1 protein-coding gene (only partly in view) is annotated in these 20522 nt (G+C 32.5%); it reads right to left on the bottom strand.

Features of this window, described 5'->3' with window-relative positions; all coding sequences use genetic code 11:
• Positions 1–20407, bottom strand: partial view of a hypothetical protein gene (locus LPB137_RS14635; RefSeq protein ID WP_076087685.1) — the 5' portion only. The gene continues 13253 nt to the left of window position 1, outside the view; the window shows 20407 of its 33660 coding nt (coding positions 1–20407); it begins with the start codon at positions 20405–20407; its stop codon lies off the left edge, out of view.
• Between the last annotated feature and the right edge of the window lie 115 nt (positions 20408–20522).

Consider the following 20522-nt stretch of genomic DNA (forward strand, 5'->3'; position numbering starts at 1 on the left):
CACTTAGTGTATTTACATCATCATTTCCAGTAATTACATCTTTTTCTAAATCAGAGCCAATAATATTTTCTATTCCATATAAACTGTCTGTTCCTTGATCAGCACTAGTTGCAGTTCCTTGAGCATTTCCATTTGCTAAGTTTACAGTCATACCTTTAATTGCTTGAGTATAATCAACTGTATCAATACCACTATCTGCTGAAGCATCACCACCATAAACAATGTCAGTTTTATTATCAGCTTGTTCAAATGTGATTACATCATCTCCATCTCCTGAATAAATTGTATCTGCACCTAAACCACCATTTATATCATCAGCTCCATCTCCACCATAAATAATATCATCATCATTTTCACCTTTGATAATATCTGCGCCGTCTTCTCCATAAATAGTATCTTTACCTGATCCACCAATTAGTTCATCAGTTCCATCTCCACCATAGATTTTATCATCACCTTCTTTTCCATCGATATAGTCATTACCAGATGATGTTGCATCTGCTTGATCATTTCCACCATAAAGGAAATCAGCACCTTCTTGACCATAAACTGAATCATCTCCACCCATTCCTTGAATAGTATTAACACTTGAATTTCCAGTTAAATCATCATTTTGTTCGGTACCTGTAATATTTTCAACTTCTTCTAAAGTATGAGAATATGAACCAATATTAACAGTTGCTGTACTACCAGTTCCAAAGTCAATTGTTACACCACTTGACGTAATACCATTATAATTAATTGTATCAGATCCATCTCCACCTATGATAACATCATTACCAGTGTCACTAATATCATTTTCATCAACAATAAATATATCATCACCATCTCCACCATCAAGTTTATCAGCACCTTCTAAACCTTGAAGAATATCATTACCATCATTCCCACTTAATGTATTTGATGAATCACTACCTGTTAAGGTATCATCATTTGCAGTAGCTGAAATATTTTCAATTGCATATAACTTATCTGTATAAACAGTTGAATTATCACTATTAAGACGTACTTGTGCACTTGTATAATCATTTCCATCATTTAAAGTATTACTTAAATTTACTACTAAATTATTATCTGTGTTAATACTATTACTATAATCAGCTGTATCACCTGTTGTATGAGAATCAGTATGAGTCCCACTTGTAACATTTCCACCATAAAGGAAATCATCACCAAGAGAACTTATAAATGTATCATTACCATCTCCACCTTCTAATGAATTTACTTGAGAACTTCCTGTAATTTCATCATTTAAATCTCCACCGATTACATTTTCAATAGAAACTAAAGTATCACTATCATTTGAATCAACTGTTGCAGTTCCTGCTTCTAAATCAACACTTACAGCTTTTGATGTAAGATAAGAATAAGACACTGTATCAAACTCTACTGAGCTTTCAGTTTCACCTTTTTTAAATCCATAAATAGTATCAATACCATCTCCACCAGATAAAGTATCAGTTCCCGCTCCACCTTGAATTACATTTTCTTGAGCATTAGCAATAATAGTATCAGTTCCCGCTCCACCAATAATATTCTCAATACCTTTTACAATATCGTTATTTCCAGTTGTTCCTGCAATATTAACTTCCCAAGAGTCATTTCCGCCACTTCCATCAAAATCATGTGTTGCAACTTGACTTAAATCTACTTCAATATTATTAGAAGAAGTAAGTACTGAATAATCTAAAGTGTCATTTCCTGTATCTGCATCAATATAATCAGCTCCATCTGTAGCGCTTGAAGCAATAATTGTATCATCACCACTTCCTGCTAATACAGTATCATCACCTTCTCTAGCTTCAATTTCATCATTTCCACTTTGAGAATCAATAACATTTGTTGAAGAATTAGCATAAATAATATCACCTGTAAAGTTAGAACCTATAATATTTTCAATTCCATATAATTCATCAATACCTTGCCCATCATCACCTGTAGAACCAACAAGTTTACCTTCTATCGTCCCATCAACAGCTAATCCACCAGCAGCAGCTAAATCTAAATCTATTGTAAGTGATTCTAAGGCATTTGTATAATCAACAGTATCAATATCTAATGCATCATCTACATGAGTAGTTCCATCAAATGTTCCTCCATAGATTTTATCATTTCCTAAACTTCCAGTTAAATAATCATCTCCTTCATTTCCTTGAAGAGTATCATCACCAGCTCCACCAAGTAAACTATCATTACCTAAACCACCAAGAAGGATATCTTTTCCATCTTCACCTGATAATACATCATCTCCAGCATTACCTACAAGCGAATTATTTTGAACATCACCTTGTATACTATCATTATCAGCAGTACCTTTTATATGTTCTACATTTAATATTGTATCTGTTCCTGTTTGTCCATTTACAGTAACAGTAGTTTCATTTGCACTATCAAGTGTAACTTCAATACCTTTTGTTGATTCAATACCATCATCTTCTATAACAGAATAATCTGCCCAATCTGCTGTACCTACACCACCATCAAAATAATCTGCACCATCATCTACATTCTCAATAGAATCATCATTATTAGTATCTGTTCCTGCTATAAAAGTGTCATTTCCTGCTCCACCTTCAAAAGAGTTTGTTGAGTCAGAACCAATAAAAGTATCGTCTTTTGTAGAACCAATTGCATTTTCTACTGAAATAATAGTATCACCATCATTTGTTACTACATCTTGTTCATCTTCATAACTTAGATTCACTCTAACAGCGTTTGAAGTATAATTTTCATAAGAAATAGTATCATCATCACCTGATCCATCAATCTTGTTTTCTACTCCATCTTCATTCATAATAAAGATGTCTTTGCCTGTACCACCAATTGCATTTTCAATAGAATCTAAAGTATCAACTTCTGGACCAGAACCAACTGTTGCTGTATTATTAGTGAAATCTACTGTTACTCCGATTGTTTTTTCAACATATGATGCAGTATCAGAACCTTCACCACCGACTAAAACATCACTTCCACCTTGACCACTTAAGATATCATCTCCATCAAGACCTGTTAATGTATTTACATCAGAGTCACCAGTTAAAACATCATTTCCAGCAGAACCTGTTAAGTTTTCTATATCTTTTAAATAATCAGTTGTTACTATTACTCCATCTTGATATATATTAGCTTCATAATAGCCCTCTGCATCCGCTGCGCTTGATAAGTCAATAACTACATTATCTTGATCTTCTTGAGAACTGTCAACATTTACTCCAACATAAGAGATACTATCTCCATTTGTCTCATTGCCTTCATTTCCATCAAATTTATTTGAAACAGTTAGTTTTGAGATAAAAGTATCATCATAAGTTGAACCTATAGCATTTTCAATACCATCTAATTCATCAGTACCTTCACCTGTTGCTTCATCATTAACAAAATCTACAGTAACTCCATTTATTGCACCTTCATAAGTTACTGTGTCATTATTTGATGAATCTGTTCCAGCTTGATCTCCACCATAGATTTTATCATCATTAGCTCCACCACTTATAGTATCATCACCTGCTCCACCATATAAAGTATCAGTACCATCATTACCTTCTAAGTAATCATTACCATCACTTGTAGAATGTGCTTCATCATCTCCATGAATAATATCAGCTTCACTTCCACCTTTTATAGTATCAACTCCTATCCCACCATAAATTAAGTCTTCTCCAGCATCACCAGTAATTGAATCATCACCTTCTCCACCATAAATAGAGTCAGCTCCTGAACCACCTTCTATACGGTCATTACCTTCTTCACCATATAAGGTATCAAGGTCTCCAGCACCAAGAATAGAATCATTCCCAGAACCACCATAAATAGTGTCATTACCTGAACCACCATCTAATAATTCATATTCTGTAGTGTCTGTAACAGTGTTTGAACCACCATATATTTCATCATTACCAGCTTCACCATATATTGTATCAGTATCATCTGCACCACTTAGAATATTCTTATCAGAATTACCTCTAATTGTGTCCTCACCTGCTGTTCCAGTAATATCTTCTATATTTCTAACAGTATCACTATCAGCAAGAGAATTATCACTAGCATTTCTAATATCTAATGTATTATCTATTAAATTTGCATTTAGATTATATGAATTAGAAATTGCACTATAATCAATAGTATCTCTTAAACCATCATTACCAGCACTTGTATCACCTTCTATAACATCATTTCCATTATCTACATCGATGATATAGAAAGTATCATTACCTGAACCACCTACAAGTGAATTATCATCACTATTTCCAGTAAACTCATCATCTTCATCACTACCAGTTACATGTTCAATATTATATAAATAATCTGTAACTAAACCATTTATTACTACTTGATTTGTATCTAAATTCGCAACTATTGCATTTGAAGAATCTTCATAACTTACTGTATCATCTTCATCATTAGCATGCTCACCAATTGTTGAATTTAAAGCATCATCTAAACTAGTAGTTCCCCCATTAAAAATATTTGAAACTGCATTATCACCTTTAAAACTATCTGCTTGTGTTGAACCAATTACATTTTCTATATTTACTAAAGTATCACTATCATTTGCATCTACTATTCCAGTTCCAGCTTCTAAATCAACTGTAACTGAGCTATTAGAATATGAATAATTTGCAGTATCACCATTAGTTTCACCATCAGTTCCACCATCAAGATGGTCATTTCCTGATTTACCTTCTAATAAGTCATCTCCATCTAAACCCTTTAGAGTATTGTCACTATTATCCCCAGTTAATGTATCATTTCCATCTGTTGCTATAATATTCTCAATATCTATTAAAGTATCAGTTGCAGTTACATTTCCACCTTGATATACTTGAACACTTGAACCATCTGAAACGATTTTATCTTCTGTTATGACATTTACAGTTAAATCACTATAATCAACTGTATCTCCTAAATTATGTGCTCCACCATCAAAAGAGTTATCTGTATCAAATTTTGATTTGAAAGTATCATCAAGATCAGAACCAATAGCATTTTCAATTCCAATTAAAGTATCACTACCTTCACCCGTTGCTGTACCATCTTCTAAGTTAACAATTACAGCTGTTGCTGAATCTTCATAAGTAACAGTATCAGAAGTTGAAGTATCATTCCCATCTTCATCTCCACCATAAAGAGAATCATTACCTAATCCTCCAGATAAAATATCATCACCTATTTCACCATAAAGAATGTCATCTCCTGCTTGTCCACTTAATATATCATTTCCTGCTTGTCCACTTAATATATTTGAACTGCTATTACCAGTAACATTATCATCACCTTGCGTTGCAATTATATTTTCTATATTTGTAACCCAATCTGTATCTCCATCGTTAACTAATATATTAGATGAAGTAATCCCATCTTCAAGAGATGCAGTAATTTGATTTGATGAAGATAAAGCGCTATAATCTACTGTATCACTACCATCTGAAGAAGTACTTTCTTCATAAGCTCCATAAATTGTATCAGCCCCATCACTTGCACTCGTTGCAATAAAAGTATCATTTCCAGAACCACCTTCTAGAATATCTATACCGTCATTTCCTTGAATTAAATCATTTCCTGCTTTTCCTTCAAGTTTATTTCCTTGTGAATCACCAATTAATGTATCAAAACTACTAGAACCTGCAACATTTATCATTCCATATAAATGATCTGTTGATTCAAGATTTGTAAAACCATCATCTAAAATTGTATTTGATTTTAATGCTTCTGAATATACATTTCCCTGTGCATCTGTAAGAGTAGTGCTTAAATCTACATATACTTTTGCAGCATTATCATAATATACTTTATTATATTCACCATTTTCTACTGAATGAATTCCATTACTATCAATACTTCCTGCATAAATATCATCACTTCCTGCAGTTGCATAAAATTTGTCATCACCAAGGTCACCAATTAAAGTATCAGTATTACTTGAACCAGTTAAACTATCATCATGTGTAGAACCAATTACAATTTCTATACTTGATAAATCATCTTTATTTCCAAATCCATCATTTGAAACTTCGTAACCATCTCCATCAGTATCACTTAAGTCTACAGTTACTGCATTAGTAGAATCAATGAAAGTAATTGTATCTTGTCCTAAACCACCTTTAATAGTATCAATTCCATCGGCACCACTTAAAGTATCATCACCTTCATCTCCATCAAGTATATTATTATCATCATCACCTTTGATAATATCATCACCTTTTGAACCTGTAATATTTTCTATTTCTTTTAATAAATCATTTGAACTTGTATTAGCAACATTAACAGTAACATAGCCATTTGTATCAGGTGTTTCATTTAAATCAATACTTATATTATGACTTGTTCCAAAAGCAGAGTAATCAACAGTATCTCCAATGCCATCTTCTTGACCTTCACCACCAACAATATAATCAACACCATCATCTCCATCTTCAAGTATTTTATCTTGTAATGTGCTTGTATCATCATCAAGTCCTGCTTTAAAAGTATCATCTCCATCTCCACCTTTTAAAGTATCACTTCCACCTGCTCCAACAATTGTATCATCACCTTGGAAACCATCAATTAAATTGTTGTCATTATCTCCACCAATATAATCAGCACCTGTTGTTCCTGTAATATTTTCTATATTTTTTAAACTATCTTCTTCTGATCCAATAGTAGCACTTGCATAACCTGAGCTATCTTGATTCATAAGATTTACATCTAAGTAAATAGACCCTGTTTTTGAAGAATAATCTACTGTATCTCCAACTACTTCAGATCCTTCTCCACCATCAATAATATCATCACCATCTCCACCACTTAACTCATCATCTCCAGTTCCACCATAAAGTTCATCATTATCATCTCCACCTTCTAAGATGTCATCGCCATCTCTTCCGTATAAAGTATCTTCTCCTGATTCACCTTTTAATTCATCATTTCCAGTTCCAGTTTCGCCTGTATCCGCATCTGCTTCGATATTACTTAAATCACCACCATAAAGGATATCATTATCATCTCCACCTCGTAGTAAATCATCATCAGCTCCTCCAAATAATTCATCATCACCTGAATCACCTTTTAATGTATCTTCTCCTGAATTTCCATAAAGTGTATCATTTCCTACATTACCAGAGAACTGATCATCACCATCATTTCCAGTTAAAATATTTTTATAAATATCTCCATCAACAATATCATTACCAGCACCACCAATTACATTTTCAACATTTTTAATATTTGAATCATTAGTCCCATTTGCAATTGTTACTTGGGCATTTGTATCTGCATTTAAAGTTACGTTAATAGCCTGATTTGATGCATTATTTTCGTAAGAGATAGTATCTCCACTTCCACTTCCACCATCAACAGTATCATCGCCATCAGAAGCACCCATAATAAATAAGTCATTCCCTGCTCCACCTTGAAGATTATCATTTCCATCTAGTCCATCAATAGTATCACTATCATCGCCACCATTTATAGTATTAGAATTAAGATCACCAATTAGTATATCTTTATATAATGAACCAGAAATGTTACTAAAGTTTGTAATAGTATCTGTATCATTTGTACCATCTAAATCAGTATCTGTTGAAACAGATATAGCACTATTTGATGCTATTGTTGTTGTGTTATATGTGTAATCATTCCCAGATAAATTTACATTTACACCAGAACTTACTTCATTAAATTCTAAAGTATTATTTCCAGTTCCTCCATCTAAATTATCATCACCATCTCCACCATCAATAATGTCATCTCCACCCATACCTTTTATAGTATTAATAGAACTGTTTCCTATAATAGAGTCATTTCCTACATCACTACTAGTAATATTTTCTATATTAGCTATTGAATGGTCAGCAATTTGATTTCCAACTGTAACATCAGTTCTTGCACCATTTTCACCTAAAATTACATTTATATTTGTAGTTACTAAATTTGTATAATCTATTGTATCCCCAAGAGATTCTTCTCCAGTACCACCATCAATGTCATCTCCTGTAAAGTCATTACCTTTAAAAGTGTCATCTCCTTCATCACCCTCAAGTTTGTCTGCTCCACTATTACCTGTGATCTCATCATCACCTGTTCCACCTGTTAAGGTATTTATCTCATCATTCCCTATTAATACATCATTCCCATCTGTACCTATTATATTCTCTATATTTGCTATTGATACTGTTGTTCCATCTGAAATTACTGCATTATTATTTGTTTCTAAATCTACTGTTACTGTTGAGTTTAATGAAGAAAAATCTACTGTATCACTATTTAAACTTCCGTCTGTATTCCCATCATCTTGGCCATCAATATATCCATCAATAGTATCATTTCCATCACCTTCATTTATTATAAAAGTATCATTACCTACTCCACCATATAATAAATCTGCTCCAGCTTTTCCTTCTATATAATCGTTACCTACATTTCCTGTTATAACATTTACATTATCATCACCTGTTAATGAATCATTTCCACCCGAACCTGTTAAGTTCTCAAAATTACTAATAGTATCTAGGCCTTCATTTACAGTATTCTGTTGTGTTGTTATTGATAAATCTACTGTTACACCTGCATTTGAATTTTCATAAGTTAAAGTATCTATTCCAGCTGATCCATCTAGAATATTATCATTACTATCACCTTCTATAATATCATTTTCTGAACTTCCTAATACATTATCTATATCAGTATATGTATCTGTTTTCCCATATCCATCTATTCCATTACCTTGATCTAAACTTACATTTATCCCAGAACTATCTGTAGCATATGAAACTGTATTATTTCCACTTCCACCAATTATTGCATCTGATCCATCTCCACCTACGAGGATATCATCTCCAGAAGAACCATCAATAATATTATCTTGTTCATTTCCAACTAGTGTATCTGCTGCATTTCCACCTAATATATTTTCAAAGCCGTATAAAGTATCTGTACCAATATCAGATCCTCTTGCTGTTTGTGCATCTATATCATCTTCACTTATATCTGCATCATTATCACCATCTATATCTATATTAGATATTGTATTACCTAGGTTTACATATACACTATTTGTAGAGTCTTCAAATGAAATAGTATCTTCTCCACCATTACCATCAAGTGTATTATCAGAAGAATTCCCTTGAATAATATCAGCTCCTGATCCTGCTATAATATTTTCAATATTTGCAATTTCATGATCTTGTGTATCATTAATCTCAACATCTGCAAAGCCTATATCATTTAGAGTAACTTTAATATTTTCTGTTGCTCCTAATGTTGAATAATCAACTGTATCTCCAACACTTGTATTTGAGCCACCATCTATTTTTGAATCTGTGAATTCATCACCTTTAAATGTATCATCTCCATCTTCACCACTTAAAGTATCTGCTCCACCATTTCCTGTGATTTCATCATCACCTGATCCTGCATTAATAATATTTGCATTTGAGTCACCTGTTAACACATCAGCAAAGTCACTACCTTTTATATTTTCAATAGAGTTTAATGTATCTGTTCCTAACTCTGTACTTACTATTTGTCCTGTACTTCCATCATTATAGCCTGCTGTATTTAAGTCAACTGTTACACCTTCACTTAAGGCATCACTATAATCAGCTGTATCATTCCCTGTTCCACCATCAAGCAGGTCATTTCCTGCTCCACCTATTAATATATCATCATCTGCTTCACCATATAGAAAATCATCTCCTGCTTTTCCATCGATATAATCATCACCATTTCCACCATATAATGTATTACTTGAGGCATCACCATATAATATATCATCAAAGTCTGTTGCGTTTATATTTTCTATATTTGTTAAAGTATCTGTACCATCTTCTTTTTCTACAGTATATGCACTAGCTCCTGTTGCTGTTATTGTTACACCTGCTGTTAGTTTTGAATAATCTACACTATCTCCTGTGCTATGACCTTCTCCATCTATGGTATCATCCCCTAATGATCCTACAAAGATATCGTTACCTTCTCCACCTTTTAGTATATTATCTGAGCTATTACCTGTAATCTTATCATCACCTGTTCCACCAGTAATATTTTCTATATTTGTTATTGTATGATCTGTAGAATTACTTCCAATTTGAACAGTTGTAGTTTCACCATTATCTTCTAAGTCAACAATTACTGAAGATGTAATGTCTTGATAATTTACAGTATCCCCAAGAGATTCTTCTCCAGTACCACCATCAATGTCATCTCCTGTAAAGTCATTACCTTTAAAAGTGTCATCTCCTTCATCACCCTCAAGTTTGTCTGCTCCACTATTACCTGTGATCTCATCATCACCTGTTCCACCTGTTAAGGTATTTATCTCATCATTCCCTATTAATACATCATTCCCATCTGTACCTATTATATTCTCTATATTTGCTATTGATACTGTTGTTCCATCTGAAATTACTGCATTATTATTTGTTTCTAAATCTACTGTTACTGTTGAGTTTAATGAAGAAAAATCTACTGTATCACTATTTAAACTTCCGTCTGTATTCCCATCATCTTGGCCATCAATATATCCATCAATAGTATCATTTCCATCACCTTCATTTATTATAAAAGTATCATTACCTACTCCACCATATAATAAATCTGCTCCAGCTTTTCCTTCTATATAATCGTTACCTACATTTCCTGTTATAACATTTACATTATCATCACCTGTTAATGAATCATTTCCACCCGAACCTGTTAAGTTCTCAAAATTACTAATAGTATCTAGGCCTTCATTTACAGTATTCTGTTGTGTTGTTATTGATAAATCTACTGTTACACCTGCATTTGAATTTTCATAAGTTAAAGTATCTATTCCAGCTGATCCATCTAGAATATTATCATTACTATCACCTTCTATAATATCATTTTCTGAGCTTCCTAATACATTATCTATATCAGTATATGTATCTGTTTTCCCATATCCATCTATTCCATTACCTTGATCTAAACTTACATTTATCCCTGAACTATCTGTAGCATATGAAACTGTATTATTTCCACTTCCACCAATTATTGCATCTGATCCATCTCCACCTACGAGGATATCATCTCCAGAAGAACCATCAATAATATTATCTTGTTCATTTCCAACTAGTGTATCTGCTGCATTTCCACCTAATATATTTTCAAAGCCGTATAAAGTATCTGTACCAATATCAGATCCTCTTGCTGTTTGTGCATCTATATCATCTTCACTTATATCTGCATCATTATCACCATCTATATCTATATTAGATATTGTATTACCTAGGTTTACATATACACTATTTGTAGAGTCTTCAAATGAAATAGTATCTTCTCCACCATTACCATCAAGTGTATTATCAGAAGAATTCCCTTGAATAATATCAGCTCCTGATCCTGCTATAATATTTTCAATATTTGCAATTTCATGATCTTGTGTATCATTAATCTCAACATCTGCAAAGCCTATATCATTTAGAGTAACTTTAATATTTTCTGTTGCTCCTAATGTTGAATAATCAACTGTATCTCCAACACTTGTATTTGAGCCACCATCTATTTTTGAATCTGTGAATTCATCACCTTTAAATGTATCATCTCCATCTTCACCACTTAAAGTATCTGCTCCACCATTTCCTGTGATTTCATCATCACCTGATCCTGCATTAATAATATTTGCATTTGAGTCACCTGTTAACACATCAGCAAAGTCACTACCTTTTATATTTTCAATAGAGTTTAATGTATCTGTTCCTAACTCTGTACTTACTATTTGTCCTGTACTTCCATCATTATAGCCTGCTGTATTTAAGTCAACTGTTACACCTTCACTTAAGGCATCACTATAATCAGCTGTATCATTCCCTGTTCCACCATCAAGCAGGTCATTTCCTGCTCCACCTATTAATATATCATCATCTGCTTCACCATATAGAAAATCATCTCCTGCTTTTCCATCGATATAATCATCACCATTTCCACCATATAATGTATTACTTGAGGCATCACCATATAATATATCATCAAAGTCTGTTGCGTTTATATTTTCTATATTTGTTAAAGTATCTGTACCATCTTCTTTTTCTACAGTATATGCACTAGCTCCTGTTGCTGTTATTGTTACACCTGCTGTTAGTTTTGAATAATCTACACTATCTCCTGTGCTATGACCTTCTCCATCTATGGTATCATCCCCTAATGATCCTACAAAGATATCGTTACCTTCTCCACCTTTTAGTATATTATCTGAGCTATTACCTGTAATCTTATCATCACCTGTTCCACCTTCAGCATTCTCAATATCTTTGATTATTAAATCATTACCATTAGCATTATCAGTATTTTGTTCATTTAGATTTGATAAATCAATAGTAATATCATTTGTGTTATTTTTAAAACTAATAAAATCACTACCCTCTCCACCATCAAGATAATCAATTTCACCAGAGTTAGTTGTTCCACCTGAATCTAAAGTATCATCACCTGCATTACCAATTAGTGTATTTTCGCTACTATTTCCAGTTAGTTCATCATCTCCACTTCCACCAATAACTCCTTCAATTGATTCAAAAGTATCTGTACCTTGTGAAGCACTAATAGTCTTAATTCCATCAGAAATATCTACAGTTAAATCTTCACTAGCCTCGCTATAATCAACAGTATCAGTTCCACTTCCACCTTTTAGTACATCATCTCCACTTCCACCTTTTAGTGTATCATTTCCACTTCCACCAATAAGTTCATCATTTCCAGACTCTCCAGATAAAATGTCATTTCCATCTCTACCTTCAAGAGTATTTTTATCACTATTTCCTGTTATACTATCAACTAAATCAGTACCAATTATATTTTCAATATCTTTAATCTGATGGTTTTCATTACTAGAACCAACTTCAACATAAACAGAATCTGTATCATCAAGATCTACATTTATAGCAGAAGTTAATGAACTATAATCTACAGTATCACCATTTATTTCACTACTTTCTCCACCATCAATAAAATCATCTTTTGATTCATTAGCAACACTTCCAAACTTAAAAGTATCATCTCCTGCATCTCCATATAAGTTATCCGAGCCAGTTCCACCTATTAAAGTATCATCACCATCTTCACCTCGAAGATAATCATCTTCTGCTCCACCATCAAGTGTATCATCTCCTGTATTTCCATATAATGTATTTACTAAGCTAGAACCTTTAATATCATCATTATCTTCAGACCCTTTAGCATTTTCAATATTTAAAATACTATCTATTTCATCATTTGCATCAAAAGTATCATTATTATCTATATCAACAATTGCTTGGCTATTAGATAGATCAATATTTACACCATCTGTTCGTGAAGAGTAATCAACATAATCTCCACTTGCCGTATTATCTCCACCATCAAGTATGTCATTACCTAAACCACCACTTAAAGTGTCGTTTCCTTCTTCACCATATAAAGAATCTTCACCTGCAGCACCACTTAATATATCATCAGAGTTTCCACCTTTAAATACATCTTTTTGGCTATCACCTGTCATAGTATCAGCAAAATCAGAACCTTGAACCTCTTCAATTTCTGATAAAGAATCTGTTTTTCCTGAAGCAAGTTTATTTACAGTATATTCATTTGTTCCAGAATTTGTAGTAAGAACAATTTTTTGTGATTCATTTGAATAATCAACTAAATCTATATCATTTGAAGTTGCATCAACTCCACCTTTTATAGTATCATCTCCATCACTTGAAAAGAAAGTATCACTTCCTTCATTTCCATCTAATATATTATCTTCTGATGAACCTGTAATCTTATCATCACCTAACCCTGCTGTTAAGTTTTCAATATTTAATAGAGTATCATTATCGCCACTTGTAATTTCCTGAGAAGAAGAGTCACTTAAATCAACTGTTATATCAGTTGAAGCAGTATAATTTGAATAATCAACAGTATCAACTCCAGCTTTTCCATCAACAGTATTAGAAATATTTTCTTCTTTCATAATAAAAGTATCGCTGTTTAAACTTCCTATTGCATTTTCTATACTTACTAATATATCTGTATCTGTACTATCATTTGCTGTTGATGAATTAAAATCAACTGCTACACCATTAGCTTGAGTATTTAAGTATGAGTAATCAGCAGTATCACTTCCTGCTCCACCATCTAGTGTGTCAATTCCTTCATTTCCAATAAGAGTGTCATTCCCACTTTGTCCATAAAGACTATCATCACCTAATCCACCACTTAAAGTATCAGCACCATCATCTGAAGAATTATTATTAGTAATGTTATTACCATATAAAGTATCATTCCCAGAACCACCATCTATAGTATCAGCACCAGCCATACCTTCAAATAAGTTATCAACATTATCATCAGTATCACCAATTATTTCATCATCATTTTTAGTAGCTCTAATATTTTCAATATTTTTTAAATCATCAACGAAATTTGCTTCGTAAGTAACTTCACCAAGTAAATCACTTCCATCAGTCCCTGCATTCATATTGGCAACAAGACCTACTCCACTTGTAATATGAGAATAATCGGCAGTATCAATTCCACTTTCTCCATCTAAGACATTACTTTGAGCTTTTCCTATTAGCCAATCATCTCCACTTCCTGATAAAAGTGTATTTGAAGAAGTATTACCTATTAAAGTGTCATTTCCTGCGCCTGTTTCAATATTTTCAATATTTACAATTTGGATATTTCCAGCAGCACCAGCATCTTGATAAGTATCTACTGAACCATCTTCATCATTATATAAATGTCCATTATCAGTGTCAGTATAAGTAAGTCCTAGATTAATATTTACATCACCAGTTTCATCTTTATAACTTACAAAATCCTCACCAGTTCCACCATCTAGATAATCATAACCAGTAGTTGTTCCCCCTCCAGTTAAAGTGTCATCTCCGGCATTACCTATTAAAGTATTTGCTTCGTCTGTACCAGTAATACTATCATTATAATTTCCACCAATAGCACCTTCAATTGAAATAAAAGTATCATTTCCTAATCCTGCTCCTATAGAAACAGGAGTTGTAGAAGTAGAAGAAAGGTCAATATTTACAGAGGCATTAGCATCAGAGAAATCAGCAGTATCAATTCCATCACCACCATCTAATATATCATCTCCAGCTCCACCTTTTAGTGTATCATCTCCTAAACCAGCATCTAATAAGTCATCACCTTCTGCACCTTCTAAAATATCATTTCCAGCTTCACCATGAAGAGAATTATCTGATGTATTACCTACTATTGAATCATCATTCTTAGTACCTGTAACATTTTCTATATCTTTAAGAATATCAAGACCAACTAAGGTTCCATCCGTCATATCATTTGCAGTTTCATTTTCTAAATCTACATTAACACCTTTGTCATATGTAGCTTCATTATTTATATAAGTATAATCAACACTATCCCCTACACTTGTGTTATCTCCACCATCTAGGTAATCATTTCCTGAACCACCAGATAAAGTATCATCCCCATCATTTGAAACAAATGTGTTGTCATTATTATCACCTGTTAAAATATCATCACCGCTACCTGATATAATATTTTCGATATTCTCTATATAATCATTATCAGTGCCATCTATTTGAACTCTTGTTTGAGCTGTACTATCTAAAGTTACTACAACAGAATCATTTTCTGTACTATAATCAATAGTATCATTATCAGCACCACCATCTATAGTATCAATTCCATCATTTATTGAAGAGATAAAAGTGTCGTTTCCAGTTCCACCATCTAATATATCACTACCTTCTCCACCATCGATAATGTCATTTCCAGCTTCTCCAAAAATAGTATCATCGCCAGCAGCACCAATTAAAGTGTCATCACCTTCTCTACCTTCAAAAATATTATCATTAGAATCTCCAACAATATTATCATCTTGATTTGTTGCTATAATTTTTTCAATATCATTTAATGTATCTTTAGAACCATCTTCAAGATTTACTTGTTCTTCATTTTTTGTTAAGTCAACATCTATTGATTCATCTGATAAAGATGAGTAATCAACAACATCAATAAAATTAGAAACAGTATCAGTACCATTTGTAATAGATATTGTTTCTTCTGATTGAATTAATAATTCATTTCCATCTACAACTAAAGAACCTAAACTTCCATCTAAATTATTTTCATTAAATTGAGTAAGTATTTCATCAAGCATTGCAGTTTCATCATTGGCACTTGCATTTGTAGTTGATAAAATTATTGTTCCTACAACAACAGTGAAAGTACTAGCTGTGTTAGAAATATTTACTCTATGAGATTGAGAGTCTTTTCCTCCATCTAAAGTATCATTTCCTCCATTTCCAATAAGAGTATCTGAACCAAATCCACCTTTTAAAATATTATCATTATCATCACCAGTTAAAATATCATCACCGAATCCACCATCAATATTTTCAACATTTGTAACAACAATTTCACCAATACCACTAGTTTGAGAATTAGAGTCAGATAAATCTAGAGTAATATCATTTGAAGTAAATCCAAAACTAACTAAATCGTTACCTGTTCCACCATCTAATGTATCATCTCCTCCATAGCCAATTAGTGTATCATCACCTGCTTCTGCACTGATGATATTTGCATCTGTTGTACCAATTAAAGTATCATCTCCACTACCACCAATTACACCTTCGATTGAATCAAAAGTATCAGTTCCTTGGCCAGTTGCAACTTCTGTTGGCGTTAAAGATTTTAAATCAACATATAAATCTTCTGAAACATCACTATAATCTACAGAATCTGTTCCATCTCCACCTAAGAAAGTATCATCACCTGCTCCACCTTTCAAGGTATCATTCCCAAATCCAGAATCTAAAATATTATCTTGAGAATCACCACTGATTGTATCTGCATTTTTAGTACCAATTACATTTTCAATATTCTCAATATAATCTGTGTTATTATTATTTAAATCTATTCCACTATTGGCTGATAAATCTACATTAACACCCTTACTATCTGTTAATACCTCATCTATATAAGAGTAATCAACTGTATCACCCTTTGTTTCATTGCCTTCACCACCGTCAATATAGTCATTTCCTTTACCACCTGATAAAGTATCATCACCTTCTTGACCTTTTAATACATTACTATTTGAATCTCCACTAATTGTATCATCAGCTTGCGACCCTATTACATTTTCAACTTGAAAGATTGTATCTTTTTCTATTCCAGATTCTTTTAATATTGATGAATTATTTTCATCTAAAGTAACATCAATAGAATTAGATCTTAAACTATAATCAATAGTATCAGTTCCAGTATTTCCTATTAAGCTATCACTTCCATCACTTGCTAATAATGTATCATCTCCAAGGTTTCCATCAAGAATATTATCCTCATTATTTCCACCAAAAGTATCTGAATATTCAGATCCTGTAATATTTTCTATATTTTTTACAGTATCTTCTTCAATTCCAATTGTTGAAATAGCTTCTAAACCAGTATCAGCAAGTATTAATTTAACTGCATCTGAATCACTATAATCAACTGTATCAATACCTTCTTCCCCATCTAAAAGGTCGTTTCCTTCTCCACCAATTAAAGTATCAGAATCTTCACCACCAAATAAAGAATCATTACCAGAACGCCCTGAAAGAATATCATCACCTGCAAGTCCATATAATTCATTATCTTTTAAAGATGAACCTGTTAATACATCACTTCCTAAACCACCTTCTAAGTTTTCAATATTCTTAATTTGAATATTTCCTAATCCAGTATTTTGTTCTTCATCATCATCTAAATCAACCGTAATACTTTCTGTTTCATCTTTAAAAGTTAATAAATCATCACTTCCAGAACCACCATCTAAGTAGTCACTTCCAAGAACACTACTTCCATTTGATGTTAGAGTATCATTTCCACTTCCACCTAATAAGGTATTGTCATTAGCATCACCACTAAGTGTATCATCAAATGCAGAACCAATAACATTTTCAATTCCTGTAATAGTATCAATACCTGCATTTACAGTGTCTTGAGCCTCTTGCTCAAGTAAAGAAACAGCAACTCCACCTAAAGCATCACTATAATTGGCAATATCTTCACCTTCACCACCATCAATAGTATCATCACCTAATCCACCAGTTAAAGTATCATCATCTAGTCCACCAAGTAATGTGTCATCTCCTGCAGCTCCATCAATAACGTCATTTCCTTCATTACCATCTAGAACGTTGTTATTAGAGTCTCCAATAATCTCATCATCAAAATTTGAAGCTATTACATTTTCAACATTGTAAAGTCTGTCAATTCCATCTCCACCTTTAGCACGATTAATAGATAAATCAATTTCTTCTGCAGAAGAAGCATCTGAAAAATCTACAGTATCAATACCCTCTCCTCCATCAATTGTATCGTTCCCAGTATTCCCAATAATTAAATCATTACCATCTAAAGCATTAACAATATTGGCATTTGAATCACCTTCAATAATGTCATCATAGTTAGAACCTGTAACATTTTCAAAGTCCCATAAAACATCAGTACCATCAATTCCAGTAGCACTTCCTAATCCAGAAATATTAGGATCGTCTTCTAAAGTTACTACAACACCATTATTGTCAGAACTTACTGCATTTTCATAAGAAACTGTATCTATTCCTGAATCACCTTTAAGTAAATCTTCTCCTAATCCACCTTCTAATGTATCATTAAAATCTCCACCTTCTAATGTATCATCACCTTCATTACCATAAAGAGTATCAGCTCCAGATTCACCAATTAAAATATTTACTTCTGAGTTTCCTGTTAAGATATCATCATCTTGTGTTCCAGTTATATTTTCAATATTAGAAACAGTATCTGTTCCATCACCTGTTACAGTTCCACTTATTAAATTAGCATCTATACCTATGTTATCTTGGTCATCAATTGTTGAAAAGTCTAAAGTATCATTTCCAACTCCTCCATCAACTGTGTCATCACCAAGACCTGAAGTAATAATATCATCACCAGAATTTCCATAAATTGTGTCATTTTCGATTCCTGATATAACTGTATCATTAGAAAAACCACCATTAATAGTATTTTCAACCGTTTCTGATCCATAAATAATATTATCATTTATATTTGTAGTTACTACAAAACCAGATTCAACAAGTTGACCTTCTGAATTAGTAAATGATTCAAAAAGATATTCATCAGGATCATTTATATTCCCAACTTCTTTGACATTTATTCCATAGCTTTTTTCAAATTCTAATGTTGTTTCAACAGGAATTTCTACAGTTGCTTTATTTTCTTCTGAAACATTATCAATATTAAATTCAGATTGTGCTTGAATATTAATCTCAAGATTTGGATTAGTTTGAGATCTGTTCATAGAAAATTCAATTTGAATATTTCCTTCTGAATCAAAAGTAAACCCATCAATTTCATCTGTATCAGGATCATCTTTTTGGATTACCCATTGATTATTTTCAACTGTTCCATAATTTGCAACAAAATCATCTATATTATCACTAGCGCTTAAAGTAACTGATTCAACTGCATAACCTTCAGGCTGTTCTGGGCTAATTGTAATTGTTCTACCGATAGTATTTTCATCAAAATATTCACTATTATCTGCATTAATAACAACACTTGAGGCTTGGATACTTGTTACTGTAGAATAATCAATAACTTCAGAATCTGTTTGTTTTATAATTTCAGTTCTATCTACAGTAGTATTTGTTTCAGGATAAATATTACTATATCCACTACCTCCACCACCTTCAACTGTAAGAGTTTTAATACCTGCGTTTGAAACTGAAGTATCAGAAGAAATTCCTATATGTTGAATATCAATATCAAAACTTAAAGTGGGAGTTGCACCTTCTATAACTGATTCTTCAGAACTAGAACTTGAAGAGCTATCTGAATCATTTGAAGTAAATTCGACTTCTACAACATCAATATTTTCAGCTGGTGTATCAAACTCTCCTGTACTTTCACTTTCACTTATACTTTCACTAATAAAATCATTCTCGGCAACTGATTCATTTTCTATAACTATTACTTGAGGGGCTTTATCTTCGTTTTCTTCTGTAGTTTTATTCTTTTTTTCTTCATCTGATGTGGCGTCAGGGATATTAATAAATTCATTTGTAGCAACAGAAGTTATAGGTAGGGCATTTACTTCATCAATATTTGATAGAATATTTGATAAAGAAATTGTTTTGCCTCCTGTTAAAAATGATGGAGGGGTATCACCATAGGCCATTAAAGCCATTGATACAAAAGTATAAGAACCAGCATCTGGTATTTCTAATACAATATCTCCTCCTACTAATTTAAAATTAGCGTTCTCTAAATCAAACCCTAATAATTCAAAATCAATTTTATCTCCAGGCCTTACATAAACGGCTATATTGTCGCCGTTTTCAGGTTTACCTTTTATTGCTACTTTTTTGTTTAAATATTTAACAAACTTAGAATCTTTAGTTGCCACTTGTTTATCCTCTTTGTAATAGTGTTATATACTTTATAATAACATAATCTGACTTAAGAATACTGAGTATCACAATTCTATAAAGATTTTTTAAAAATAAATATCAAAAAAATAA

It is taken from the genome of Poseidonibacter parvus (genome assembly GCF_001956695.1).
Lineage (GTDB): Bacteria > Campylobacterota > Campylobacteria > Campylobacterales > Arcobacteraceae > Poseidonibacter > Poseidonibacter parvus.